This window comes from Ensifer sp. ENS09 (assembly GCF_014852425.1).
Taxonomy (GTDB): Bacteria; Pseudomonadota; Alphaproteobacteria; order Rhizobiales; family Rhizobiaceae; genus Ensifer.
The window spans coordinates 614881-637644 of sequence record NZ_JACVBP010000002.1; the positions used below are offsets into that span (position 1 = coordinate 614881).

The 22764-nt window shown below is 62.8% G+C and carries 23 protein-coding genes; 8 read left to right on the forward strand and 15 right to left on the reverse strand.

Annotated elements, in window-relative coordinates; genetic code table 11:
* Window positions 1-40 precede the first annotated feature (40 nt).
* Entirely contained in the window at window positions 41-829 is a 789-nt protein-coding gene (locus IB267_RS11165; protein WP_192447631.1) for a tRNA1(Val) (adenine(37)-N6)-methyltransferase, read from the reverse strand.
* Window positions 826-1047, reverse strand: coding sequence for a DUF2007 domain-containing protein (locus IB267_RS11170; protein WP_192447632.1), 222 nt, complete (start codon window positions 1045-1047; stop codon window positions 826-828). The genes IB267_RS11165 and IB267_RS11170 overlap by 4 nt, the downstream gene beginning before the upstream one ends.
* A gap of 107 nt (window positions 1048-1154) precedes the next feature.
* Here IB267_RS11170 and IB267_RS11175 point away from each other — a divergent pair, with 107 nt between their 5' ends.
* The 4 genes from IB267_RS11175 to moaB all read left to right on the forward strand — a co-directional run bounded on the left by IB267_RS11175 (window position 1155) and on the right by moaB (window position 5632).
* On the forward strand, window positions 1155-2171 hold the full coding sequence (locus IB267_RS11175; RefSeq protein ID WP_192447633.1) for a polyprenyl synthetase family protein: 1017 nt from the start codon (window positions 1155-1157) through the stop codon (window positions 2169-2171).
* A gap of 159 nt (window positions 2172-2330) precedes the next feature.
* Window positions 2331-4166, forward strand: coding sequence for a tetratricopeptide repeat protein (locus IB267_RS11180; RefSeq protein WP_192447634.1), 1836 nt, complete (start codon window positions 2331-2333; stop codon window positions 4164-4166).
* Window positions 4167-4173: 7 nt separating this feature from the next.
* Complete coding sequence (locus tag IB267_RS11185; protein ID WP_192447635.1) at window positions 4174-5088, forward strand: 4-(cytidine 5'-diphospho)-2-C-methyl-D-erythritol kinase; 915 nt, start codon at window positions 4174-4176, stop codon at window positions 5086-5088.
* Between the two features lies 1 nt (window position 5089).
* Window positions 5090-5632, forward strand: coding sequence for a molybdenum cofactor biosynthesis protein B (gene moaB / locus IB267_RS11190; RefSeq protein ID WP_192447636.1), 543 nt, complete (start codon window positions 5090-5092; stop codon window positions 5630-5632).
* 294 nt (window positions 5633-5926) lie between these two features.
* On the opposite strand, the gene IB267_RS11195 is transcribed toward moaB, so the two are convergent.
* On the reverse strand, window positions 5927-6448 hold the full coding sequence (locus IB267_RS11195) for a glycosyl transferase (protein WP_192447637.1): 522 nt from the start codon (window positions 6446-6448) through the stop codon (window positions 5927-5929).
* A gap of 175 nt (window positions 6449-6623) precedes the next feature.
* Here IB267_RS11195 and IB267_RS11200 point away from each other — a divergent pair, with 175 nt between their 5' ends.
* Window positions 6624-7781: a PA0069 family radical SAM protein gene (locus IB267_RS11200; protein ID WP_192447638.1), complete on the forward strand. Its 1158-nt coding sequence runs from the start codon at window positions 6624-6626 to the stop codon at window positions 7779-7781.
* Between the two features lie 220 nt (window positions 7782-8001).
* On the forward strand, window positions 8002-8652 hold the full coding sequence (locus tag IB267_RS11205; protein WP_192447639.1) for a ribonuclease HII: 651 nt from the start codon (window positions 8002-8004) through the stop codon (window positions 8650-8652).
* Window positions 8653-8945: 293 nt separating this feature from the next.
* Here the strand turns inward: IB267_RS11205 and IB267_RS11210 are convergent, their stop codons facing one another.
* The 12 genes from IB267_RS11210 to IB267_RS11265 form a co-directional block, all read right to left on the reverse strand.
* Window positions 8946-9431, reverse strand: a complete 486-nt coding sequence (locus tag IB267_RS11210; protein WP_043620926.1) for a F0F1 ATP synthase subunit B — start codon at window positions 9429-9431, stop codon at window positions 8946-8948.
* 13 nt (window positions 9432-9444) lie between these two features.
* Window positions 9445-10059, reverse strand: coding sequence for a F0F1 ATP synthase subunit B (locus IB267_RS11215; RefSeq protein WP_192447640.1), 615 nt, complete (start codon window positions 10057-10059; stop codon window positions 9445-9447).
* Window positions 10060-10135: 76 nt separating this feature from the next.
* Entirely contained in the window at window positions 10136-10363 is a 228-nt protein-coding gene (locus tag IB267_RS11220; protein ID WP_025426100.1) for a F0F1 ATP synthase subunit C, read from the reverse strand.
* Window positions 10364-10445: 82 nt separating this feature from the next.
* Complete coding sequence (locus tag IB267_RS11225) at window positions 10446-11198, reverse strand: F0F1 ATP synthase subunit A (protein ID WP_043620932.1); 753 nt, start codon at window positions 11196-11198, stop codon at window positions 10446-10448.
* Window positions 11199-11258: 60 nt separating this feature from the next.
* Complete coding sequence (locus IB267_RS11230) at window positions 11259-11618, reverse strand: AtpZ/AtpI family protein (RefSeq protein WP_192447641.1); 360 nt, start codon at window positions 11616-11618, stop codon at window positions 11259-11261.
* Window positions 11619-11919: 301 nt separating this feature from the next.
* Entirely contained in the window at window positions 11920-13041 is a 1122-nt protein-coding gene (locus IB267_RS11235; protein WP_192448303.1) for a cell wall hydrolase, read from the reverse strand.
* 340 nt (window positions 13042-13381) lie between these two features.
* On the reverse strand, window positions 13382-15283 hold the full coding sequence (locus tag IB267_RS11240; protein ID WP_192447642.1) for a potassium transporter Kup: 1902 nt from the start codon (window positions 15281-15283) through the stop codon (window positions 13382-13384).
* Window positions 15284-15299: 16 nt separating this feature from the next.
* The gene (locus IB267_RS11245) at window positions 15300-16277 is read right to left on the reverse strand and encodes a magnesium transporter CorA family protein (RefSeq protein ID WP_192447643.1); all 978 of its coding nucleotides are present in this window, start codon (window positions 16275-16277) and stop codon (window positions 15300-15302) included.
* Window positions 16278-16635: 358 nt separating this feature from the next.
* Window positions 16636-17799, reverse strand: a complete 1164-nt coding sequence (locus IB267_RS11250; protein WP_192447644.1) for an Mrp/NBP35 family ATP-binding protein — start codon at window positions 17797-17799, stop codon at window positions 16636-16638.
* A 459-nt stretch (window positions 17800-18258) separates the two neighbouring features.
* The gene (locus IB267_RS11255; RefSeq protein ID WP_052201938.1) at window positions 18259-19032 is read right to left on the reverse strand and encodes a LuxR family transcriptional regulator; all 774 of its coding nucleotides are present in this window, start codon (window positions 19030-19032) and stop codon (window positions 18259-18261) included.
* A gap of 143 nt (window positions 19033-19175) precedes the next feature.
* Window positions 19176-19916, reverse strand: a complete 741-nt coding sequence (locus tag IB267_RS11260) for a LuxR family transcriptional regulator (protein ID WP_192447645.1) — start codon at window positions 19914-19916, stop codon at window positions 19176-19178.
* A gap of 195 nt (window positions 19917-20111) precedes the next feature.
* Complete coding sequence (locus tag IB267_RS11265; protein WP_192447646.1) at window positions 20112-20930, reverse strand: IclR family transcriptional regulator; 819 nt, start codon at window positions 20928-20930, stop codon at window positions 20112-20114.
* A 150-nt stretch (window positions 20931-21080) separates the two neighbouring features.
* Between IB267_RS11265 and IB267_RS11270 the strand changes: the two genes are divergently transcribed.
* Window positions 21081-21836 carry an SDR family NAD(P)-dependent oxidoreductase gene (locus IB267_RS11270; RefSeq protein ID WP_192447647.1) on the forward strand — a complete coding sequence of 252 codons (756 nt, stop codon included), beginning with the start codon at window positions 21081-21083 and terminating at the stop codon, window positions 21834-21836.
* On the forward strand, window positions 21836-22753 hold the full coding sequence (locus tag IB267_RS11275) for a 2-dehydro-3-deoxygalactonokinase (protein ID WP_192447648.1): 918 nt from the start codon (window positions 21836-21838) through the stop codon (window positions 22751-22753). Before IB267_RS11270 ends, IB267_RS11275 begins: the two co-directional genes overlap by 1 nt.
* Window positions 22754-22764: the final 11 nt, after the last annotated feature.

Consider the following 22764-nt stretch of genomic DNA (forward strand, 5'->3'; position numbering starts at 1 on the left):
TATGCACTGACGCGGCGAACGCAATGCCGCATACGGTAAATCAACGGCGGCGATAGGCGGCACGGCCATTGTTGAGGTCGTCGACATGGTCGGCGAAGCGATGCCCCTCCTCGTGCATGACGAGCGGCGCGCGGAAGACCAGTCGCTTGCGGCTCTGCTTGATCGCCGTCACCAGGATGCGCACGGCGTTTTCGCCAACCCGCGGATGCAACGCCGTGATCTCGATACCGCCAAAGCGGCGGCCACAGGCGGCGATGATCTCGGCGATCGATTCCGGCCGGGCGATCAATGACAGTTGCCCACCCGGCTTCATGATCGCGCCTGCCGTCTTCACCCAGATCTCGAACAGCCCGTCGCTCATCGCATGGGCCTCGGCCTTCAGCGCATCCGGCGTCTTGCGGTCGGAGGCATCGTTGAAGGGCGGGTTCATGATCACGTGGTCGAAGCTGTCATCCGCCAGACCCGTCGCGACGCGCGCCTTGCCGGTCAACGAAACGTCGGCCTCGACGACCGAGACCCGCTGCGCAAAGCGGGCATTTTCTGCGAGCGCCAGGCTGCGGCGGGCAAACTCCGCCATGACCGGCGAGCGTTCCACCAGCACCACTTCCGCTTCGTCGATCCGCGAAGCAACCGCCATGCCGGCCGCACCCGCGCCAGCGCCGAGATCCGCGACGCGGCAGGGACGATCCGATGCGACGAGCGACGCAAGCAGCATGGCGTCCATGCCCGACCGGTGGCCCTGGCCGAGCGGCTGGACGACATGGAACTTGCCGCGGTGAAAGGCATCGACGGTCTCGGTTGCGGCCGCCGGAGCCGGAGCCGAACTCACGATCGCAACTCCGCCTCGAGGCCGGCGTCGATCAGGATCCGGCGCGCGGCGTCCGCGTCTTCCTCGGCGACCAGAAAGCGGCGGGGCAAGAGGCCAAGCGAGCCCTCGAGAATGCTCATCCCCTGATCGGCAATCAGGGTGGCGATGCCGGCGTCTTTCATCAGGCTCTCGGCGAACGAGAGCAGGACGGCATCGTTGGTACGGATCAATTCCTTCATCCAGCGGTTTTTCCTGTCCTATTTCAGCAAGCGGGACAATTCGCCTCTTGCCGCACGGGACACCCCTTCCTATTGTCGAAAGCGACAATGAAAACAGGAGTCCCGGTGTGGGCGTAGTGATACCGCTGGAAGACAGCAAAAACAAACAGGCGTCCGTAAAGCCGCTCGTTGACCTGACAGCAGCGGACATGGAGCGCGTCAACCAGCTCATCCTGTCGAAGGCCGGCTCCGACGTTCAGATGATTCCCGAGGTCGCCAACCACCTGATTTCCTCGGGCGGCAAGCGCCTGCGCCCGATGCTGACGCTCGCTTCCGCTGCGATGTTCGGCTACGAGGGCGACGCCCACGTCAAGCTCGCAACCAGCGTCGAATTCATGCACACGGCGACGCTTCTCCATGACGACGTCGTCGATGAAAGCGACCTTCGCCGCGGCAAGTCCACCGCGCGCACGATCTGGGGAAACCAGGCAAGCGTGCTGGTCGGCGACTTCCTGCTCGGCCAGGCCTTCCGCATGATGGTCGATGTCGGCTCGCTCGACGCGCTCGACGTGCTGTCGACCGCCGCTTCGGTCATTGCCGAAGGCGAAGTGCTGCAGCTCTCCGTCGCCAAGAACATGGAAACGACAGAGGACGACTATCTCCAGGTCATTCGCGCCAAGACCGCAGCGCTCTTTGCCGCTGCCGCCGAGGTCGGCCCGATCGTCGCCCAGACCAGCAAATCCGACCGTAACGCGCTGAAATCCTACGGCATGAACCTCGGCCTCGCCTTCCAGCTCGTCGACGACGTGCTCGACTATGGCGGCTCGTCGAGCGACCTCGGCAAGAATGTCGGCGACGACTTCCGCGAAGGCAAGATCACCCTTCCGGTGATCCTCTCCTACCGCCGCGGGACGGCGGAAGACCGCGCCTTCTGGCGCGAGGCGATCGAAGGCGGCGACAGCAGCGACGCCAACCTCGACAAGGCGCTCGGCCTGATCAAGCGCTATGGCGGCTTGAGCGACACCATCGCGCGCGCCCAGCACTACGGCACGATTGCCCGCGACGCCCTGGCGCCGCTGCCGGTGTCACCCTGGAAATCGGCGCTTACGGAAGTCATCGACTTCTGCATCGATCGCGTCAGCTGACGGGCTCCGGGCAGGCCAGAACGAACGACAGGATTTTCTTGCCGCGTTGCGCCAAAAAAGCCATTCTGTTCCTCAAGAGTTGCGTTGGGCAATATGTGGCTGACTCCGAAACAACCCTTAGTGGTGCGAAAGCCGAGCAATCGGCGCGAAAGGTTTGACATGCGGCAAAAGACGATTCTCCGCCTCCTCAGCGGCGCAGCACTGCTGGCTCTCGCTGCTGTCAGCGGCGGCCACCAGGCATTTGCCGAGGAGAAGGCCGCAGCCGCCGAGGAAAGCGAACCCTTCGACATCAAATCGGTCAATACCTTTTCCGGCGCGTTTCTCGCTGCCCGCACCGCCGATACGGACCGCGACTTCGCTTCCGCCACCGAGCTCTACAGGATCGCGCTGCAGTTCGAGCCGAACAACAACGACGTCAAGCAGCGGCTGATGATCACGCTTTTGATGGCGGGCCAGTTCGACGAAGGCGCGAAGATCGCCGAGCAGCTTAAGTCGGACCCGGCCGTCGAGCGCATCACGACGGTCATTCGCGCGATCGAAGCGATCCGCAAGCGCGAGTATCGCAACGCGCAGAAGCTTCTGAACTACCAGGGCCCGAACGATCTCGACCGGCTGATGAACGGCCTGCTCTCTGCCTGGGCGAAATTCGGCCAGGGCAAGCCGAAGGAAGCGCTCGCCCAGATCAAGGAACTCGATGGTCCCGAATGGTTCCGCGTGTTCAAGAACTACCATGCCGGCGCGATCGCGGTTGCCGCGGGTGACAAGCAGACGGCACGCACCAGGCTCAACGACGCCATTCTCGACCGCGAGGGCGGAAGTGCCGCTCCCGACACCTTCATGCGTGCGGTGGAAGCGCTCGCCCGTTTCGAGGCGCGCGAAGGCAACAAGCAGAAGGCGCTCGACACGGTCGCCGTCGGCGAAAACATGGTCAACAACTACACGCCGCTGCAGGCGCTGAGGACCGAGATCGAGAACGGCGTCCCGCAGGAACAGCAGGTCAAGAACGCCACCCAGGGCGCTGCGGCCGTGCTGTTTTCGATCGGTGCCGCACTCAACCGCGACGGCGCCGAAGACATCGTCTCGCTCTACCTGCAGACCGCGCGCCGGCTCGACCCTGACAGCGCCGATATCCTGGTCATGCTCGGCGGCATCGCCGAAAACCTGAAGAAGCCGAACGAGGCAATCGAACTCTACAAGGCTATTCCCGAGACCTCGCCGATGCGGCGCGTTTCGGAACTGCAGCTTGGCCTCAGCCTCGCCAGCATCGGCAAGGTCGACGAGGCGAAGAAGCACCTGAAGGCGCTGATCGACGTCGATCCGAAGAACATCCGCAACTATCTCGCCTATGGCAGCGTGCTTTCCGACGCCAAGGACTACAAGGAGATGGGCGAGCTTTACGATCGCGCCGTCGACCAGATCGGCTCCGTGCCGACGCGCAGCGATTGGACCGTGTTCTTCCAGCGCGGTATCGCATACGAGCGCCAGAAGCTCTGGGACAAGGCCGAGCCGAACTTCCGCAAGGCGCTGGAGCTCAATCCGGACCAGCCGCAGGTGCTGAACTATCTCGGCTATTCCTGGGTCGACATGAACACAAATCTCGAAGAAGGCCTGGAGATGATCCGCAAGGCCGTCGAGCTGAAGCCGGATGACGGCTACATCGTCGATTCCCTCGGCTGGGCCTATTTCCGCATGAACCGTTTCGACGACGCGGTCGTGGAGCTGGAGAAGGCGGCCGAACTGATGGCCGGCGACCCGACGATCAACGATCACCTTGGCGACGCCTACTGGCGCGTCGGCCGCAAGCTCGAGGCCGTGTTCCAGTGGACGCAGACGCTCGAACTGAAGCCCGAGGAAGCCGAGATCCCGAAGATCAAGGCGAAGATCGAGAACGGGCTGCCGCCGCTCAAGGAAACGGTTCCCGCCTCGGCCGATGCCAAGGAAACCGCGCCGAAGAAGGTGACCCCGGAAGCACCGGCGCCGGACAAGAAGTCCTGATCGTTCCATGTCGGACGGTAACATCGAGGGCCTCGCGCTGACGCGCGCAGCCCCCGCCAAGATCAATCTGGCCCTTCACGTCGTCGGCCAGCGCGCCGACGGCCACCACCTTCTCGAAAGCCTCGTCACTTTTGCCGATCGCGGCGACCGCATCGGTCTCTCGCGGGCGGATGCGGATCGCTTCACGGTCTCGGGCGCGTTTGCCGCCGCGTTGCCGATGGATGCCGGCGCTGAGGGCGGCAATCTGGTTTTGAAGGCGCGCGACCTGCTGCGCGCCGAACTGCGGGCGCAAACCCCCGACGCGGCCGGGCCGGTTCACCTGCATCTCGAAAAGAACCTGCCGCTCGCCTCGGGCATCGGCGGTGGGTCGGCGGATGCTGCGGCGACGCTTCTTGGGCTTCTCGAACTCTGGGGCGCGACGCTCGAACCTTCCCGCCTCGGCGCCATCGCGCTGCGGCTCGGGGCGGACGTGCCGATGTGCCTTGCCGGCAGGCCCCTCTTGGCAAAGGGCATCGGCGAGGAGATCACGCCGATCGACGATTTCCCCGCGCTGCCGATCGTACTGGTCAATCCGCTCGTCGCCGTCTCGACGCCGGTCGTGTTTCGGACGCTCGCCAACAAAACGAACTCGCCGCTCGCTGCGCCTCACGGTGCCGGAACTGTGGCCGAGTGGATTTCCGCCATCGCCACGATGCGCAACGATCTGCAGCCGCCGGCAGAGAGCCTTGAACCCGTGATCGGCGAGGTCTGCAAGGCACTGACGCAAGCCGGAGCGACACTCACGCGCATGTCCGGTTCAGGCGCCACTTGCTTCGGCCTTTTCGACAGCGAGGCACGCGCGGCTGCGACAGCGCGCGCTCTTTCAGAGGCCTACCCCGGGTGGTACGTTCTCGCCTGCAATTCGGTGGGCAAAGGGAATTAGCATGGCCGGCATCGACGAAAAGCGCCCCTTCATACCTGTCGGGATCGCCATCCTGACGGTCTCAGACACCCGCACGCGCGCCGACGACAAGTCGGGGGACACGCTGGAAGCGCGGGTGCGTGACGCCGGGCACCGCCTTGAGGCGCGCGCCATAGTTCCCGACGACAAGACGAAGATCTACGGCCAGGTGAGGGCCTGGACGCTCGATCCCACCATCGACGTGGTGATCACGACAGGTGGGACGGGCTTCACCGGGCGGGACGTGACGCCCGAGGCGCTGGAACCCCTGTTCGAAAAGCGCATGGACGGGTTCTCCGAGGTCTTCCACCGTATCTCCTACGAGAAGATCGGGACGTCGACGATCCAGTCGCGCGCAACCGGCGGCGTTGCCAACGCCACCTTCATATTCGTCCTTCCGGGTTCGCCCGGCGCCTGCCGCGATGCGTGGGACGGCATCCTCAAGCAGCAGCTCGACTACCGGCACATGCCCTGCAATTTCGTGGAGATCATGCCGCGGCTCGACGAGCATCTGAAACGCGGCTGAAGAGCATGGACCGTTCCGGCCCGGCCGACCTGTTACCTTAGTAACTGACGCTCGCTTTCCCTCCGGATAGTTTTCAAGCGTTGACACAGCGAGGAACGACCGCCGCACGTTCCATTCCTCGCACCGCAAGACCCTTCCGCCTCTGTCCCCCAGGCGGAATGAAATGTTGGATACGACGGGCAGCCAGAATGCTGCCCGGACAGAAATCTTCCAAACAAGGTCATTTGAGAGCCGCTTGGAGGTGCCGTCCCCTAAGGGACTGGCACCTTTAATTTTTTCGCGCGGGAACCGGCGTTACCGCCTGGCTTCGAGAGCCACCCAGGCCGGAACGAGTTCGGTCGAAAGCCTGCGGACTGAGCGGACATTCGTCATGGCATCCAGGCCCGCCTTGCCACGGGCGGCCGCAAGCGCATCGTTCTTGCGCAGAAGAAATCCCGTCTCCAGCGGCTTTCCACGCCCGGTCAGCCGGCGGAAGAAAGGCTTGCGGTGCAGTCTCGATCCGGAGAAACGGGCCGGTGCCTTGTTCATCGACACGTACTCGGCCAACTCATCGATCCAGCGGCCGATCGGGCGCGCGCCCGGCTCCAGCAACATCAGCCACTCGCCACGCGCCGAGCCCACCACATCGGCGAGATCCCAATCCCGGCAGAAACGGCATCCGGCGGCATCGGCCACGTCGGACGAACCGTCCTTCGAGCCGTGATCGAGGATGATCACATCGCTGACCAGGCCTTCCACGGCGCCTGCCACCAACACGGCAAGCGTCTGCGCCAGTTCGGCCTCGTTGTCGCGGGTTTCCATGATGATCGTGAGCATTGTTTCTCGTAACGCATCGGCACGGCAATTGCTACATCCGGGACACCGCTCGCAGCGGTGCCTTGATCGGTAAATTCGAAACTCCAATTTTTTGTTCTTGAATTGTTCCTCCATTCGCGATAGGAAAATAATCAGAACAAAACGGGATCAAATATCTGATTCCGGGGAGATTCCAATGACCGAGCTGTCTCAGATCAGGCAGGGTGCGCTTGCGCCCGCCAATACGGCAGATGTGGCCGAAGCGATGATGAGTGCAACGGGCCTGCGGATCGATATCGATCGCCGTCGCGGGCGCGGCGCCGGGATCAACATGTCCGGCCGCTTCGAACCGCGCAGCCGCGAGACGTTCGACGACGGCTGGGAAAGCCTGGAGGATCTGCCGCCCTTCAAGACCGAAGTTCAGGTCGAGAAGCCGCGCACGGTGATCACCAGGAACGAGTCTCCCGATATCTCCTTTGACCGCTCGATCAATCCCTATCGTGGCTGCGAGCATGGCTGCATCTATTGTTTCGCGCGGCCCACGCACGCCTATATGGGCCTCTCGGCTGGCCTCGATTTCGAGGCGAAGCTGTTTGCCAAGCCGGACGCACCGCGGCTTCTGGAGCGCGAACTGGCGCGGCAGGACTACAAGGTTAGGCCGATTGCCATCGGCACCAACACCGACCCTTATCAGCCGATCGAGAAGGAGTGGCGCATCATGCGCCAGATCCTCGAGGTGCTGCGGGACGCCAACCATCCGGTCATGATCGTCACCAAATCGGCGATGGTCACGCGAGACATCGATATCCTGGCACCGATGGCGGAAAAGGGCTTGGTGCGCGTCGGCGTCTCCGTCACGACGCTCGACCGGAAGTTGGCCCGCACGATGGAGCCGCGGGCCTCGACCCCGAGCAAGCGGCTGGAGGCGATCCGCATGCTTGCCGAAGCAGGAATCCCGGCCGGCGTTCTCGTTTCGCCGATCATTCCCGCGCTGAACGACCACGAGATCGAGCGCGTGCTCGAAGGTGCAAGGACGGCCGGAGCAACCGAAGCAAGCTATGTGCTGCTGCGGCTGCCGCTCGAGGTCAGCCCGCTCTTTCGCGACTGGCTGCTGCGCAATTATCCGGACCGCTACCGGCACGTCATGTCGCTCATCCGCTCCATGCGGGGCGGCAAGGACTATGACGCCGAGTTCGGCAAGCGCATGAAGGGCGCCGGCCCCTATGCGTGGCAGATCGGCCGCCGCTTCGACCTGGCGGTCAAGCGTCTCGGCTTCAACCCGACGCGCCGGCAGCTGCGGGACGATCTCTTCGTGCCGCCGCTCGGAACGGGGGTGCAGCTCTCGCTTCTTTGACGGCCTTCCGATGTCTCGGTAGCCGTCCCGCAATTCATAATCGGCGTACGGCGAGAGATGATCGCCCCGTCCCGCCAGGCAAGCCCGATGGCGGGCGCCTGAGACCACATAGCAGTTCCGGTGCCCCCTTACCCGCCGTGGGCCCCGGTAATCCCCCGTCCGCCGCCGCACTCGGACCTGGGGGCTTGAAGAGAATCGGTCGATCATGCGATCTAGACTTATGTCTCGCAGATCGTCCGATTCTCCCCTTTTTCCCGATATCATCGTAGCGCCCGATTTCAGTTTCGAGATTTCGGCCAGGGGCGATGGGTTCTGGCCGGTCGCCGGAGCGGATGAGGCCGGTCGTGGGCCGCTCGCGGGACCGGTGGTTGCCGCCGCCGTCATTCTCGATCCGGACGCCATTCCCGCAGGACTCGACGACAGCAAGAAGCTGACGGCCCAGGCGCGCGAAAAACTGTTCGAAGAAATCCTCGCCACATCCGAAGTGTCGATCGCCTCGGCGTCGGCCGGCACGATCGACGCCACCGACATCCGCAAGGCAAGCCTCGAAGCGATGCGGCGGGCCGTCGCCGGCCTGCCCTCGAACGCGCGCTTCGTGCTCGTCGACGGCCGTGACGTACCGCCCGGCCTCCCCTGCCACGCCAAGGCTGTGGTCAAGGGCGATGCGCGGTCGCTGTCGATCGCCGCTGCTTCGATCGTCGCCAAGGTTACCCGCGACCGCATGATGGCCCGTGCCGACCTTGCGCATCCCGGCTACGGCTTTGCACTCCATGCCGGCTATGCGACGGTGACCCACCGTCGCGCCATTGAGACCCACGGCCCCTGCCCGCTGCACCGCATGAGCTTCCGGCCACTGCGCCAGGACGACTAACCGGCGCGCAACCGCGTAGCGAGCGCCACGCAGGCGCTTCCGGTTTCGGTTCCGACATATCTCGCCAACAGGTTTTCTCGCGTCAGAAGCCATCCGGTGGCGCGCCTGCTGCCGTGCGACACCTTTGGCCTTGAACACTGGCACTGCTTCGCTTCGGCAGCTGAAGGCGAGACGCCTGCGTAAATCCTGGCGGAGCTTGGCGCCTCATCCTTCGGGCCAATGCAGCCTCTACAAACAGGCATAAAAAAAGCCCCGCACGAGGCGGGGCTCTTTCAATCGGAATGTCCGAACGCTTAGTTCAGGCGCGCCTTGACGTCGCCAAGTGCCTTCTTGAACAGATCGTTCTGGGCGCCGGCGTCGGCCTTAGCGGCAACGACCTTCTCGGCAGCGGCAATCGCGAGATCGACGGCAGCGGAACGAACCGCGTTGATCGCATCGCTTTCGGCCTGCTTGATCTTCTGTTCCGAAAGAGCCGTGCGACGAGCGACGTATTCCTCGGTCTTCTGCTTGGCTTCTGCGGTCAGCATTTCGGCTTCGCGCTGGGCGGCAGCGACGATGCCGGCAGCTTCCGCTTCTGCATCCTTGCGCTTGCGCTGGTACTCAGCGACGAGGCCCTGAGCTTCTTCGCGCAGGCGCTTGGCTTCGGTCAGCTCGTTGCCGATCTTTTCGGCGCGGGCGTCGAGCGCCTTGCCGACCATGCCTGGAACCTTGAGATAGGCAATCAGGACGAAGAACAGGATCAGGCCAACGAAGGCATAGAAAGTTGCATCAAGATGCATAGTTCAGTGCTCCTCAGTTGCCACCCGATGCCTTGACGGCAGCGGTGATCTCGGCCTTGGTGACGGTTCCGCCGATCAGCTGCTTGACGACAGCCGTTGCGGTTTCCTCGGCGATGGCGCCGACGTCGGCCAGTGCCTTTGCCTTGATGTCGGCGATGCGGTCTTCTGCAGCCGAGATCTTCTTGGCAAGGTCGGCTTCGACGGCGGTGCGGTCAGCATTGGCCTTGGCCTTTGCGGATTCGCGGGCGTCGTCGGCGATCTTGTGACCCTTGGACTTGGCGGTTGCCAGGTCCTGCTCGTAGGAAGCGATGGCAGCGTCGGCTTCGCCCTTGAGGCGGGACGCTTCATCGAGATCCTGAGCGATCCGATCGTGACGGGTTTCCAGAATTCCGCCGATCCGCGGAATGATGACCTTCGACATCAGGAGATAGAAGAGGCCGAACGTGATCGCGAGCCAAAGCAGCTGCGATGCGAAATGGGTCGTATCGAAGGGCGGGAACACGCCGGAGCCAGCCTCGCCTTCGTGAGCCACACCCGTTTCGGTGTGCACCTCACCGGCCGCAGCGGCATCGTGTGCTTCGGCGCCTTCAGTGGTGGTTGACTGGGCATAAGCCGCGGTCACAAACATGCTCACCTCCAGGTGCACTCAAGAATATGCGCGGCCGCGACCTTTTGACGGGTCGCGGCCGAAACTCCAGCCGATATTAGACGGCGAAGAGGAGGAGCAGGGCTACGAGCAGCGAGAAGATGCCCAGAGCTTCCGTAACGGCGAAGCCGAATACGAGGCGGCCGAACTGGCCGTCAGCAGCCGACGGGTTACGCAGCGCGCCAGAGAGGTAGCTGCCGAAGATGTTGCCGAGGCCGAGAGCCGTGCCGGCCATGCCGAGGCAAGCGAGACCTGCGCCGATGTACTTTGCTGCTTCCGCTTCCATGTGTGAACTCCTTCGAATGGTGTTGCGGCTTAGGATTGCGCTTCCGACGGAGGACCGGCCGGAAGCAAGCGACTGTTATTCCTTAGTGGCTTCCGGGATGGACAGCGTCGTTGAGGTACATGCAAGTCAGTACCGCGAAGACATAGGCCTGGAGGAAGCAGACGAGGAACTCAAGACCGGTAATGGCGACGGTCATGATGAGCGGCAGGATGGCGCCACCGATGCCGACTGCGCCGAGGGCGCTGAGCGAGGTGACGAAGCCTGCGAAGACCTTCAGCGTGATGTGGCCGGCCAGCATGTTGGCGAAAAGACGGACCGAAAGGCTGATGGGACGGGAAAGGAACGAGATGACTTCGATCGCGACGACGAGCGGCAAAAGCACGCCAGGAACGCCATGCGGCACGAAGAGCTTCAGGAAGCCGAGACCGTGCTTGTAGAAGCCGTAGAGAATGACGGTACCGATAACGAACAGCGCCAGAGCGAAAGTGACGATGATCTGGCTGGTGACCGTGAAGAAGTAGGGCATCATGCCGAGCAGGTTCGCCGTCAGGATGAACATGAACAGCGAGAACACCATCGGGAAGAACTTCATGCCACCGCTGCCGGCGCCTTCGCGCAGCATCGAGGCGATGAATTCGTAGGACATTTCCGAGACCGACTGCATGCGGGTCGGGATAAGACCGCGCTGCGACGTCGTCAGATAAAGAAAGCCTGCGGCAACACCTACGGTCGCAACCATGAACAGCGACGCATTGGTGAAGGAAAAGTCCATTCCGCCAATTTCGATCGGGACAATCTTATTGACCAGGAACTGGTGGGTCGGATCGTTTGACACCGCGCTTCTCTTTCGTTCTACCCGCCCGGAAGCGGAAACCGTTTTCTTCGGGGCAACGCCTCAGCGGGCGTCGCCGTCCTTCTTGTCATTCCCAGAACCGCCTCTTCCGGCTTCCGGTGTCGCCACCATACCGGCCGAGCGCAGCACATTCAGCACGCCAGCGCAGAAGCCGAGAAGCAGGAAGATAATCAATCCCCACGGCCCTGTACCCGCAAAGTGGTCCAAAAGATAGCCCAGAAACGCCCCGACAACGATGCCGGCGATGAACTCGCTCGAGAGCTTCATCGCCGCCGCATAGCCTTTACGGCTTTCGGCGGCTCTGGCTTCCGCTGCATCAGGCGTATTGGGCCTCTTGGACTCAATCTTTTCGCCGAGCTGCTTCAGCCGCGCTTCCAGACTTTCTTCAGGTTTCTCCGCCACGTGGCTACTCCCTTGTCGTCCTTATCGGGTCTCAGACCGCGATTTCGGTCACACAATAGGCCTTCGCACAAGCCACGTTTCGGCCCCATTTGAAGTCGCGCGCAACATAGTTTTAGGCACCCGCATAGTCAAGGCGTGCGGGCCGCTTGATCGTGGACAATGTTTTCCATTAAATTCAATGGGTTAAGCACGCATTCATCGATCTGCAGCAAGGTCGCGGCAGGATTCCGGCCGGAGACCGGCGGGAATCTCCCCTTCTGCGTGCGCGCAGGAAAGACGGCGGAATCGCGTCGGGCGCGGATCAGCTCCAGCCGCCGCCATAGGTGCGGTAGAAGATATGCATGCCGATCTTGCCGACCCGCTTCATCGTCTTCGCCCACGGCGGATTGACGTAGGTCGCATGGTAATGGGTGGCTGAGCCCACTTCCGGCAGCCAGATCTTGCCGGCGGTGACGGCCATCGCAACTTCCTTGGCCGTCTTCCAGTGTGAGCGGGAATAGATAAGGTCGCGGATCATGTCGCAGGCGAAGGAGAACTGGCAACGGTTGCGCCAGGCCTTGTTCTGATAAACGACGCCGCAAATGGTCTTCGGATAGGTGGGATTGCGCACGCGATTGAGAATCACCTGCGCGACGGCGGCCTGGCCTTTGAGCGGCTCGCTGCGGGCTTCGAAGTAGATGCCTTCGGCCAGACAGGTCTGCTCTTCCTTGCTGAAAACCGAGCCCGGCAATGCGGTGGCGGCCCAGGCGTGGTCGTCCGGCGCGATCTCCGGAATGAAGCGACCGGCGTTCTTGTCTTCGCGCAGAATCGAATCGAAGGGCGATTCACGCGCATAGTCCGGCTCGGGCCGGACGTAGGCAGTCGCAAGAATGTCAGAGCGATCGTTCGTAACGAGCTTGGCCAGCATCGGCGAGACGCCGGGCTCCGCCTTTGGCGGCGTCTTCCGGTAGAAGGCGGTGGCGATCTCGATCTCCTTGCCCTTGATGCGGGACTTGGCGAAGACCATCTTCTCCCCCTCCCCCAGGCTTGGCTCCATCAGGGAGCTGGTGCGCTGCAGGATGGAGCCGGCGGAGAAATCCTTGGGCGGCGTTACCGGGGTCACGGCGACGACGCGGCCCTTTTTGGCCTGACGGTTGACGCGGTCCTCGTCGGGTGTGCCCGAATGTTTGGTTTCCGCGGTCAGCGCGACGCGGCTGCCATCGGGCATGGTGATGCCGGCACCGCCGTCGAGCGCGCCCGTGGTGACCGGATCGGCAAACACCATTTCGGCTTCATGGATCGAACCGGCAGGCGACGCGGTCATGTACATGCGCCAGCGCTCGCCGCCCCGGTTGATGCCGGACAGGAAGGTCGCAAGGTCGGCATAGGCAGCAGCCGAGGGAAAGCCCAGATACAGTGCAAGGCCGATGATCGCGGGCGCCATCCAGGCAGACGGGCTCAGGCGAGACTTTAGATGCAGGTTCCGACTCTTACGCACCAACCGACTCCACGCAACGCTATCAGGCGGCACGGCTTCGCCCGCGCCGGCTATGCGCCAGCGTCGAGAATTCCGCGCGGGAAGATTAGACAATCAAGCAGCCGGACACTTCGCCGGGACCGCTCCGTTCGTGCTTTGAAAATGAAGCATTAACCTTGATGTTTCGTTAATGCGCGATCGCTGAAAGGCGGATGCCCATAACGCAGCGAAGCCGCCCTCCGGTCGGAAGGCGGCTTCTTCTGTTGCAGATCAGCGCTTCTCGCGATCAGCCGAGAACGTCCGAGCGTCAGATGATCACGTGCGATCCGAGTTCGACCACGCGGTTGGTCGGCAGGCGGAAGTAGTCCGACGGATCGATTGCCGCATTCGCAAGCGCGATGAACAACCGGTCCTGCCAGTGCGGCATGCCGCTCTCGGCATCGGGCACGAGCTTGCGACGGCCGAGATAGAAGGACGTTGACATGATGTCGAACTTCAGGCCCGACTTGCGGAACAGGCCGAGTGCCTGCGAGACGTTCTGCGTTTCCATGAAGCCGAAGCGCATTTCGAGCAATGTGAAGCGGTCCGACAACGGCTGCATGCTCACCCGCTCCGACTTCGGCACCTTCGGCGTATTGGCCGTGCGGATCGTCAGAATGAAGTTCTGATTGTGCAGCACGTGGTTGTGCTTGATGTTGTGGAGCAGTGCGGCCGGCGTCGATTCCGGATCGCTCGTCAGGAACACGGCGGTTCCGGGCACAGCCACCGGCGCGTGTTCACTCTTACGCTCGATCGACTTGATGAAGCTTGCCAGCGGAATGTCGATGTGGCGCGTCTTGGCGTGCAGGATCTGTGTGCCGCGCCGCCAGGTCCACATGATGATGATGAAGGTGGCGGCGATCAGCACCGGAACGTAGCCGCCGTCGTGGATCTTCAGCATGTTGGCGCCGAGGAAGATGAACTCCAGCGCAAAGAGCGGCAGCAGCACCGCGGCGGCCGCGAGCGCCGACCAGTTCCAGCGCATTCGCAGGAACTCGAAGGAAAGCACGGTCGTCACCACCATCGCGCCGGTGACCGAGATGCCGTAGGCGGTCGCGAGCGATTCGGACGAACCGAAGACGAAGACCAGGGCCATGACGCCGAACATCAGCAGCGTGTTGACGTTGGGCAGGTAGATCTGGCCCGTATGGGTTTCCGACGTATGGAAGATCGCCATGCGCGGCAGGAAGCCGAGGTGGATCGCCTGGCGCGTCAGCGAGAAGGCGCCGGTTATCACCGCCTGGCTGGCGATGATGGTTGCCGCCGTCGCCAGAATGACCACCGGCAGCAGCGCCCATTTCGGGAACATCAGGAAGAACGGATCCGACATCGCCTCCGGGTTCTTCAGGACGAAGGCGCCCTGGCCGAGATAGTTGAGGGTCAACGCCGGAAAGACGATCAGGAACCAGGCCCACTGGATCGGCCGACGGCCGAAATGGCCAAGGTCGGCGTAGAGCGCCTCGGCACCCGTCACCGTCAGGAAGACGGCGCCGAGCACGATGATGCCGACATAGCCTTCGTTGAGCATGAAGCTCACGGCGTAATAGGGATTGAAGGCCTTGAAGATCGACAGGTCGTCGGCGATGTGCACGAAGCCGATGCCGCCCATTACCAGGAACCAGACGAGCGTGATCGGACCGAAGAAATTCGAGACCGCCGCTGTTCCCTTGGATTGCACCGCAAAAAGCATGAGCAGGATGACCACCGCGATCGGTACGACATATTCCGACAGCGCCGGCGTCACCAGCTTCAGGCCTTCGACCGCCGAAAGAACGGAGAGCGCCGGTGTGATCATCGCGTCGCCGATAAAGAGCGCGGCCCCGGCGATGCCCATGAAGAAGAGAATGGACGCGTGGCCGTTGGCGGACTTCATCAACAGGGCCAGCAGCGACAGCGTGCCGCCCTCGCCCTGGTTGTCGGCGCGCAGCAGGAACAGCACGTATTTGATCGTGACGATGATCGTCAGCGTCCAGATCATCAGCGAGATCAGGCCGATAATCTCCGCATCGGTCACACCGTCATGGGAGACCGGGCGCAACGCTTCGCGAAAGGCATAGAGCGGGCTGGTGCCGATGTCGCCATAGACCACACCGATCGAACCAAGCCCGAGGACCAGCAGGCGGCGCAGGTCCTTCGGCTCTTGAGTGGAAGGGGCATGCGATTGGGTCATGCAAACCTACTGGCGTTCAAAGCCAGCCTTTCCAGCGGAAAAAGAAAAAGGGGATCACGGCCGATATCACCATCGCCGCGATCGCCCAGGGATAACCGAATTGCCATTCCAGTTCGGGCATGACGCGGAAGTTCATGCCGTAGACCGAGGCGACCAGCGTCGGTGGCAGGAGCACGACCGACGCGATCGAGAAAATCTTGATGATGGCGTTCTGCTCGACATTGATCAGGCCGAGCGATGCATCGAGCAGGAAGGTAATGTTGCCGGAAATGAAACCGGCATGTTCGGACAGCGATTGGATGTCGCGCGAAATCGAGCGGCAGAGTTCGCGCGTTTCCTTGTCGTCCTGCACGTGCGGGACCGTGTAAACGAATGTCAGCAGGCGCGAGAGCGAGGCAAGGCTGTCGCGGGTCTTGGCGACCAGGCGATGATGCCCGGCGACGTCGCGCAGGCGCGCCTCGAGAAAATGCGGCGGGCGGCGCTTGCCGGCCGCCTTGTCGCCGAAGACGGCGATCGACAGATCGTCGATCTTGGTCACAGCCTCTTCGAGAATTTCGGCGGTCCGGTCGGCGATCGTTTCCAGGAGCCGGGTCAGAACGACCGCACCGTCGCGGCAGTTTCCGGGGAAGCGGTGCATCGACGCCTTGAAGAGCGCAAAGGACCGGGGTTCGGCATAGCGGATGGTGACGAGCCGGCTACCCGCCAGGATAAAGCCGACGTCGGTCAGGCCGGGTATCTCCGTCTCCGACCGAAACACCAGCGACGCCGTCATGAACACGGCGCTCTCCTCGACATAGAGACGGCTCGAAGGCTCGATGTCTTTGAGGTCGTCGCGCGTCGGGATGGAGATGCCGAGCAGCTTTTCCATCATCAGGTCTTCGGCCTTGCTCGGCTCGAGCAGATCCACCCAGATGACGTCCGGGCGCAAGCTCTCGGGCGGGTCGGCGGGCGTCAGGACGACGGCCGTTCCATCGGCGCAATAGCCGGTGATCATGCGAGCATCCTCGTCATGCCAACCTTGGGGTCGAATGGAAGAGGCGAAAGGTCGTGCGCCACAAAATACCCACAATAGAGATCCATCGGATGGAACGTTCCGCCAGTCAGGACGAAGTCTTCAACTCAGTCATCGCGAGAGGCCTAGATCTCGGGCGAGAGGGCGTCAAGTTGGGCACCTTCGCAAGTGCGGCAAGGCATATGGCGCAACGCAAACGCAAAATCAATGCCCTCTTGCAATCCGGCACGCGGGCATGCACCGCCAGTTCGGCGCCACCCTATCCCATGTTCGCCTAAATCAAAATCGAATCAAGGGCAAAACTACGCCGGGCGAAGAGCCAAAGTTCCCGTGGGCAACTTCACTCGAACACGATGTTCGGCGCGGCGCGGCTCTTGTCCTGCTGCGTGGCAGATACCTGCTCCCAGACCTTGGTCGCGATATCGCGATAGACGCGCGCGACCTCGCCGGCCGGATCGGAGGCAACCAGCGGCGTTCCCGCATCCGACGTTTCGCGAATCCCCATTGTCAGCGGCACTTCGCCGAGGAAGGGCACGCCGATGCGTTCTGCCTCCTCGCGGGCGCCGCCGTGACCGAAGATGTCATAGCGATTTCCGGTGTCGGGCGCGATGAAGTAGCTCATGTTCTCGACGATGCCGAGCACCGGGACTTCCACCTTGCGGAACATGGCGAGGCCCTTGCGGGCATCGATCAGCGCCAGGTCCTGCGGCGTCGAGACGATGACGGCACCGGCCAGCGGCACCTGCTGGGCCATGGTGAGCTGGGCATCGCCCGTGCCCGGCGGCATGTCGACGACGAGAACGTCGAGATCGCCCCAGGCGACTTCGCGCAACATCTGCAGCAGCGCCGACTGGATCATCGGTCCGCGCCAGATCATCGCCACTTCCTCATCGACGAGGAAACCCATGGACATGACCTTGAGGCCGTAATTTTCCATCGGGCGGATGAGCCGGCCCTCGATCTGCTGCGGCCGGCCGGAGATCTTCAGGAGCCGCGGCATCGAGGGGCCGTAGATGTCGGCGTCAAGCAAGCCGACCTTCAGGCCGTTTGCCTTGAGCGCCAGCGCCAGATTGACCGAGGTGGTCGACTTGCCGACACCGCCCTTGCCCGAGGCGACGGCGATGATCGCGCCGACGCCGGGGATGCCCGCCTTGGCAGGCGGTCCGCCAGCCGGACGCGGAGCGTGGGAATGGCCTGCATGGGATGGCGCCTGCGGCTGCGGGCGCTGCACCGGCGCGCTGCCGGCAGCTGCCTTGCGGTCGGCCGTCAAAGCGACCATTGCCGCGGTGATCCCGGGAATGTCGCGCACCACGCGCTCGGCTGCAGCCCGCATCGGCTCCAGTTCCTTGGCGCGTTCGGCCGGCACGGTGATCGAGAAATAGGCCTTGCCGTCGGAGATGAAGACGTCAGACACAAGCCCGAGGTCGACGATGTTGCCTTCCATGCCCGGGCCACGCACCGTGCGCAGTTTTTCAAGCACCACTTCTTTCGTGACTTCCGGCATCGCGCCCTCTCATTCTTTTGTTATCTCTTAGATAGTCGAGGCTAGGCGCTTCGCCAATGCGACATAACGGAAAAAGCAAGGGCCACCACCCGCCTCGGTGTCCGTACATCCGGGATCACCTTTAAGCGGGCAGTGGCCCTTTTCATCGCGACCTTCGTGGGCGCTGTCTTCTTTTTAGTCCCCTCTGGACATGCCAATAGAAATGCAGGATGCGTGCCAGATTCACATTTGGCGAAAATAATCAGCAATTTCAAAAAGATAATCTCGACCGCCATTCATCGGCCGGCGATGGCATATGCCCAGTTTCTGAGCAACCGTCTGCAAATCGTCCAAGGATGGAGCAGATCGCCCAGATGACGGAACCTTGGCGACAGCATGCCGGGCTTCCCCAAGCTTCTTTCGATCGCATCAGGTCGAGGACATTCAGGAAGAGGCTTGCGGCGCAGGGCCGACTTGGGGCTAGCTGATGTAGCCCTTCTTCATCGCCTTCACGACCGCCTGGGTGCGGTTGACGGCGTCGAGCTTCTTGGTCACGTGGTTGAGGTAGTGGTTGACCGTATGCTCGGAGAGCCCGAGGATACCGGCGATCTCGGCGCTGGTCTTTCCGGCCGCCGTCCAGCTCAGGCACTGGATCTCGCGCTCGGATAGTGCGGCGCCGCTGCTCTTCCACACGGAGCCAATTTCAGCGAGACGGTTATAGACATGGATTGCAATCATCTGCAGTTCCATGGTCACCGTCATCGGCAGTTCGACCAGCGGGCCCATCAGGATGACCGCGCCACGGCCGCCCTCTGCGTCATGCACCGGGAAGTAGCTAGCCTGGAAGATGCCGTTTTCGCGCAGCATCGCGATGTATTCGGCCGCCGTTTCCGGCTTGCCGCCCTCGCCCTCCCACGCCGCAAGCGTCACCTGGAACGGCGTCGTCGTCTCGCGCAGGCGGCGCACACCGGTGCTGAAGCGCAGCATCGACAGGCTGTCATACTTGTTCAGCAGTTCGGCCGGCATATTGGAGATGACGGTGCTCGCGGCAAGGCGCTCCACGTCGATCGAGGGGATCGAGCAGATCAGAAACGTCTTGAAGCCAAAGACCTGCGTGATCCGCCGCATGTAGCGGATGATATCGAACTGGGTCTCAAGCTTTGCGATCTCGGACGCGAAATCGCCGCCCCGGGGCAGATCTGCGTCAGTCATCCCGGTCGTCATCGTATCCTGCATTCGCGCGTTCCATGGCATTCATCACGTATCAAATAGACCGAGCAGCCTGCCAATGCCAACAGATGATCGAAAATCCCTGCCGCCTCGACCCAAAAGTCTGTGTATTTCCCCTCGTGAGGGCCGATATGGCCATCAGCCTCGCGTACGACGCGTGCCGGCGATCAGTTGATCAACCCGGCGCGCACGGCCTTTGCAACGGTCTGAACGCGATTGACCGAATCCAGCTTGCGCGTTGCCCGGTTGAGGTAGTGGTTGACCGTATATTCGGACAGCGCCAGAATTTTCGCCATTTCGCTGGTGGTCTTGCCGGCCGCCGCCCAACGCAGACATTCGACCTCGCGGCGCGAAAGGCTTCCCGCACCGCGCTTGTCGCGATCGCGAACCTCCATGTATTTGCTGTAGAGCACGCCGGCCCAAAGATTGAGCTCCTGAAGCTCGTCATTGGAGACCACAGGACGGTCGCCGCCAAAGGCGATCGCGGCGCGGTGCCCGCTCGCATCGTGCACCGGCAGATAGAGGCCGCGCGGCATGTTCGCCTGCTCGAAGACGCAGACCGCCGCGTCGCCCTTGCCGTCGGCACGGCGGCGCGCGAGCTGGTGCGCGTCGTAGGTAAAGGGAATGGTGCTGCGCCGCAGCCGCTGGATCACCGGGCTGCCGTTGATCAGGCCGGCGCTGTCATAACCCTTGAGAAAGGCAGCCGGGTAGTTCGTCATCAGTGCGCTGACCGACAGGCTGTTGCTCTCCGTCTCCGGAATGGCCAGCACCAGGAAACCACGGAAACCGTAGGAATCCGCGACCTGGGCGATCACGCGCCTGATATCATCCTCACAACAAATCGGCCCACGGATGGTTCGCCCATCAGGAAGCGCCAACGCCGACAAATTCGCGCTGAAATCGATCATCTTCCGCCCTTCTCCACATCCGGTTCCATGCGGGAACCGGCCGCTGACGCCGCATGAAGATCACGTCAAAAATTTATACCAATACCAAAAACGAACCAGACTAAGACCATCCACGAACCTGAGTCTGATATATTAAAGCTATCGAGCGAGACGCGCCACGTCCAGTCGATGTTTCTAATTTACCGTAAAGTGAATTCAAGGTCCACCACGGCCGGGCCCGAGGCGGATCGCCGCGTCCTCGCCAACCGCTTGCGCCGCGGCCCGAACCGCAGCCGCCCAGGCCGACAATTGCTCCATGGTGACCCTGTAGGCGGGCCCCGTCACCGACAGGCCGGCCGCAAGTTCGCTGCCGGGAATGAGGATGGGCGCGGCAACGCAGCGGATCTCCGTTTCATGCTCCTCGCGATCGAAAGCGTGTCCGTCGCGCCGGATTTCCTCGATCTCCGCCAGCAAGGTGGCGGCCGAGCGATGGGTGTGCGGCGTGAAAGCGTGAAATTCGGTTCGAGCCAGAATGCCTTCCAACGCCGGCTGCCCAAGCAGGGACAGCGCCGCCTTGCCGATGCCGGTGCAATAGGCCGGCGAGGCCTTGCCGATCTGCGAACTCATGCGCACCGTCTGGCGGCTCTCGACCTTGTCGACATAGACGATCTCGGTCTCGCGCAGGATGCCGAGATGCACGGTCTCGCCCGTCAACTCGTGCAGGCGCTGCAGGTGCGGTTCGGCAACATCGCGGAAGCGATTGGCAGACCATGAGCGATAGGCAAGCGTCAGCAGCCGAAGGCCAGGCTCATAGGAAAGGTCGCGACGCTGGATCAGCAGCCCTTCTTCGACGAGGTGACTGAGCAGCCGATGCAACGTGCCACGCGGCTGGCCGGATCGAGCGAGAATATCGGTGAAGCGCTGCGGGCCGTCGGCGGTGACCACCGCTTCCAGCACGGCGATCGCCTTGCCGAGCGTGCCCGTGCCAGCCGCCGCACGCCCCTCGTCCCCGCCGCCTGCCTCTTTGCTCGTCATCGTCGCTCGCTTGTGTCCGATTGCCGTCGCGCGATCGGCGCGCGACCTTGACAAGGTAGACGCTTCAACGCGATAATTCCATATAATAAAATCAAGTTCCAAATAATGGAACAATAATCTTGCCACAAAACTGATCGGGGATACAGGAATATGCCGGTGCCGAGGGCACAGTTTCATGATCTCAAGGACCGCGCGGTGCTGATCACCGGTGGCGGTTCCGGCATTGGCGCAGCGCTTGTCGAGGGTTTCGTCGACCAGGGCGCACGGGTGGCCTTCGTCGATATCGACGAACGGGCAAGTCTCGACCTCGTCGAAAGGCTCGCCGCACCACTCTATATTCCCGCCGACTTGCGCGACATCGACGCGGTAAAGAAGGCCGCGCAGACGGCGGCGACCGCGCTCGGCGCGATCCATGTGCTCGTCAACAATGCCGCGCGTGACGATCGCGAGCCGCTGGAGAGCGTGACAGAAGAGAGCTGGGACGAAAGCCAGGCGGTCAACCTCAGGCATCTCTTCTTCATGAGCCAGGCGATTGCACCGCATATGCGCCAGGCCGGCGGCGGGTCGATCGTCAATTTCTCGTCGATCGCCTATCTGCTCAACATGGCCGAAATCCCGGCCTATGCGACGGCGAAAGCCGCGATCGTCGGCCTGACCAAATCGCTCGCCGGAAAGCTCGGCCCCGACAATATCCGCGTCAACGCGATCCTGCCCGGCATGATCGTCACGGAGCGACAGAAGCGGCTGTGGCTGAGGGACGCGGACATCGCCGGCATGCAGGAACGGCAGTGCCTGAAGCGAAGCCTCACCGCCGACGATCTCGTCGGCCCTTGCCTATTTCTCGCGTCGGCTTGTTCCTCGGGCATGACCGCGCAAACAATGATCATCGATGGAGGCGCACTGTGATGACGGCAGCCTATTATGCCGCGGTCGACTGGGGAACGACGAGTTTCCGGCTGTGGATCATCGGCGAGGACGGCACGGTACTCGCCGAACGCCGAAGCGGCGAAGGCATGACCACCGCCAACAAGACCGGGTTCCATGCGATCCTCGAAAAACACCTGGCCGCCGTCGATGCGCCAGGCCACCTGCCGGCGATCATCTGCGGCATGGCCGGCGCCAAGCAGGGCTGGGTCGAAGCCGGCTATCTCGATACGCCGGCCGCTCTCGCCGATATCGCCTCCCATGCCGTGGCGGTGCCGGATCTCGATCGCGACATCCGCATCCTGCCGGGCCTCGCGCAACGCGACCGGCGGCACCCGGACGTGATGCGCGGCGAGGAGACGCAATTGCTCGGCGCGGCCGGCGATCTCGGTCGCGGTCGGCATCTCGTCTGCATGCCGGGCACGCACAGCAAATGGGTGCGGCTCGAAGACGGCGCCGTCAGCGGCTTCTCCACTTTCATGACCGGCGAATTGTTCGACGTGATCTCCAAGCACTCGATCCTCAGCCACTCGATCGCCGAGGCGCACGCGTTTTCCGGCGACCACCCCGCCTTTGCGGCGGCGGTGGCCGAGGCGCGCACCAATCCGGCGCTTGCCACCAGCCTGATCTTCGGCGCGCGCTCCGGCCAACTGCTGCACGGCGCAAGCGCGACCGACGCCAAGGCGTTGCTTTCGGGCACGCTGATCGGGCTTGAGATCGCCGGCGCGCTGGCTTCGGCCAGGACGATCGACAGCATCTGCCTCGTCGCCTCCGGTTCCCTCGGCACGCTCTATCAGGCGGCGCTCGAAAGCCTCGACTGCCCGCTCCAGGTGGTCGATGCCGACACCGCCGTCCGCTCCGGCCTCTCGACCGCCGCCCAGGCGATCTGGCCCCTCTGAACGAAAGACAC

Excerpts from the sequence above, each read along its gene's own strand:
- IB267_RS11170 (WP_192447632.1), bottom strand. The coding sequence starts at position 1,047 with ATGAAGGAATTGATCCGTACCAACGATGCCGTCCTGCTCTCGTTCGCC.
- IB267_RS11180 (WP_192447634.1), top strand. The coding sequence starts at position 2,331 with ATGCGGCAAAAGACGATTCTCCGCCTCCTCAGCGGCGCAGCACTGCTG.
- IB267_RS11185 (WP_192447635.1), top strand. The coding sequence starts at position 4,174 with ATGTCGGACGGTAACATCGAGGGCCTCGCGCTGACGCGCGCAGCCCCC.
- moaB (WP_192447636.1), top strand. The coding sequence starts at position 5,090 with ATGGCCGGCATCGACGAAAAGCGCCCCTTCATACCTGTCGGGATCGCC.
- IB267_RS11195 (WP_192447637.1), bottom strand. The coding sequence starts at position 6,448 with ATGCTCACGATCATCATGGAAACCCGCGACAACGAGGCCGAACTGGCG.
- IB267_RS11200 (WP_192447638.1), top strand. The coding sequence starts at position 6,624 with ATGACCGAGCTGTCTCAGATCAGGCAGGGTGCGCTTGCGCCCGCCAAT.
- IB267_RS11205 (WP_192447639.1), top strand. The coding sequence starts at position 8,002 with ATGTCTCGCAGATCGTCCGATTCTCCCCTTTTTCCCGATATCATCGTA.
- IB267_RS11210 (WP_043620926.1), bottom strand. The coding sequence starts at position 9,431 with ATGCATCTTGATGCAACTTTCTATGCCTTCGTTGGCCTGATCCTGTTC.
- IB267_RS11215 (WP_192447640.1), bottom strand. The coding sequence starts at position 10,059 with ATGTTTGTGACCGCGGCTTATGCCCAGTCAACCACCACTGAAGGCGCC.
- IB267_RS11220 (WP_025426100.1), bottom strand. The coding sequence starts at position 10,363 with ATGGAAGCGGAAGCAGCAAAGTACATCGGCGCAGGTCTCGCTTGCCTC.
- IB267_RS11235 (WP_192448303.1), bottom strand. The coding sequence starts at position 13,041 with ATGGCGCCCGCGATCATCGGCCTTGCACTGTATCTGGGCTTTCCCTCG.
- IB267_RS11240 (WP_192447642.1), bottom strand. The coding sequence starts at position 15,283 with ATGACCCAATCGCATGCCCCTTCCACTCAAGAGCCGAAGGACCTGCGC.
- IB267_RS11245 (WP_192447643.1), bottom strand. The coding sequence starts at position 16,277 with ATGATCACCGGCTATTGCGCCGATGGAACGGCCGTCGTCCTGACGCCC.
- IB267_RS11250 (WP_192447644.1), bottom strand. The coding sequence starts at position 17,799 with ATGCCGGAAGTCACGAAAGAAGTGGTGCTTGAAAAACTGCGCACGGTG.
- IB267_RS11255 (WP_052201938.1), bottom strand. The coding sequence starts at position 19,032 with ATGCCATGGAACGCGCGAATGCAGGATACGATGACGACCGGGATGACT.
- IB267_RS11260 (WP_192447645.1), bottom strand. The coding sequence starts at position 19,916 with ATGATCGATTTCAGCGCGAATTTGTCGGCGTTGGCGCTTCCTGATGGG.
- IB267_RS11265 (WP_192447646.1), bottom strand. The coding sequence starts at position 20,930 with ATGACGAGCAAAGAGGCAGGCGGCGGGGACGAGGGGCGTGCGGCGGCT.
- IB267_RS11270 (WP_192447647.1), top strand. The coding sequence starts at position 21,081 with ATGCCGGTGCCGAGGGCACAGTTTCATGATCTCAAGGACCGCGCGGTG.
- IB267_RS11275 (WP_192447648.1), top strand. The coding sequence starts at position 21,836 with ATGACGGCAGCCTATTATGCCGCGGTCGACTGGGGAACGACGAGTTTC.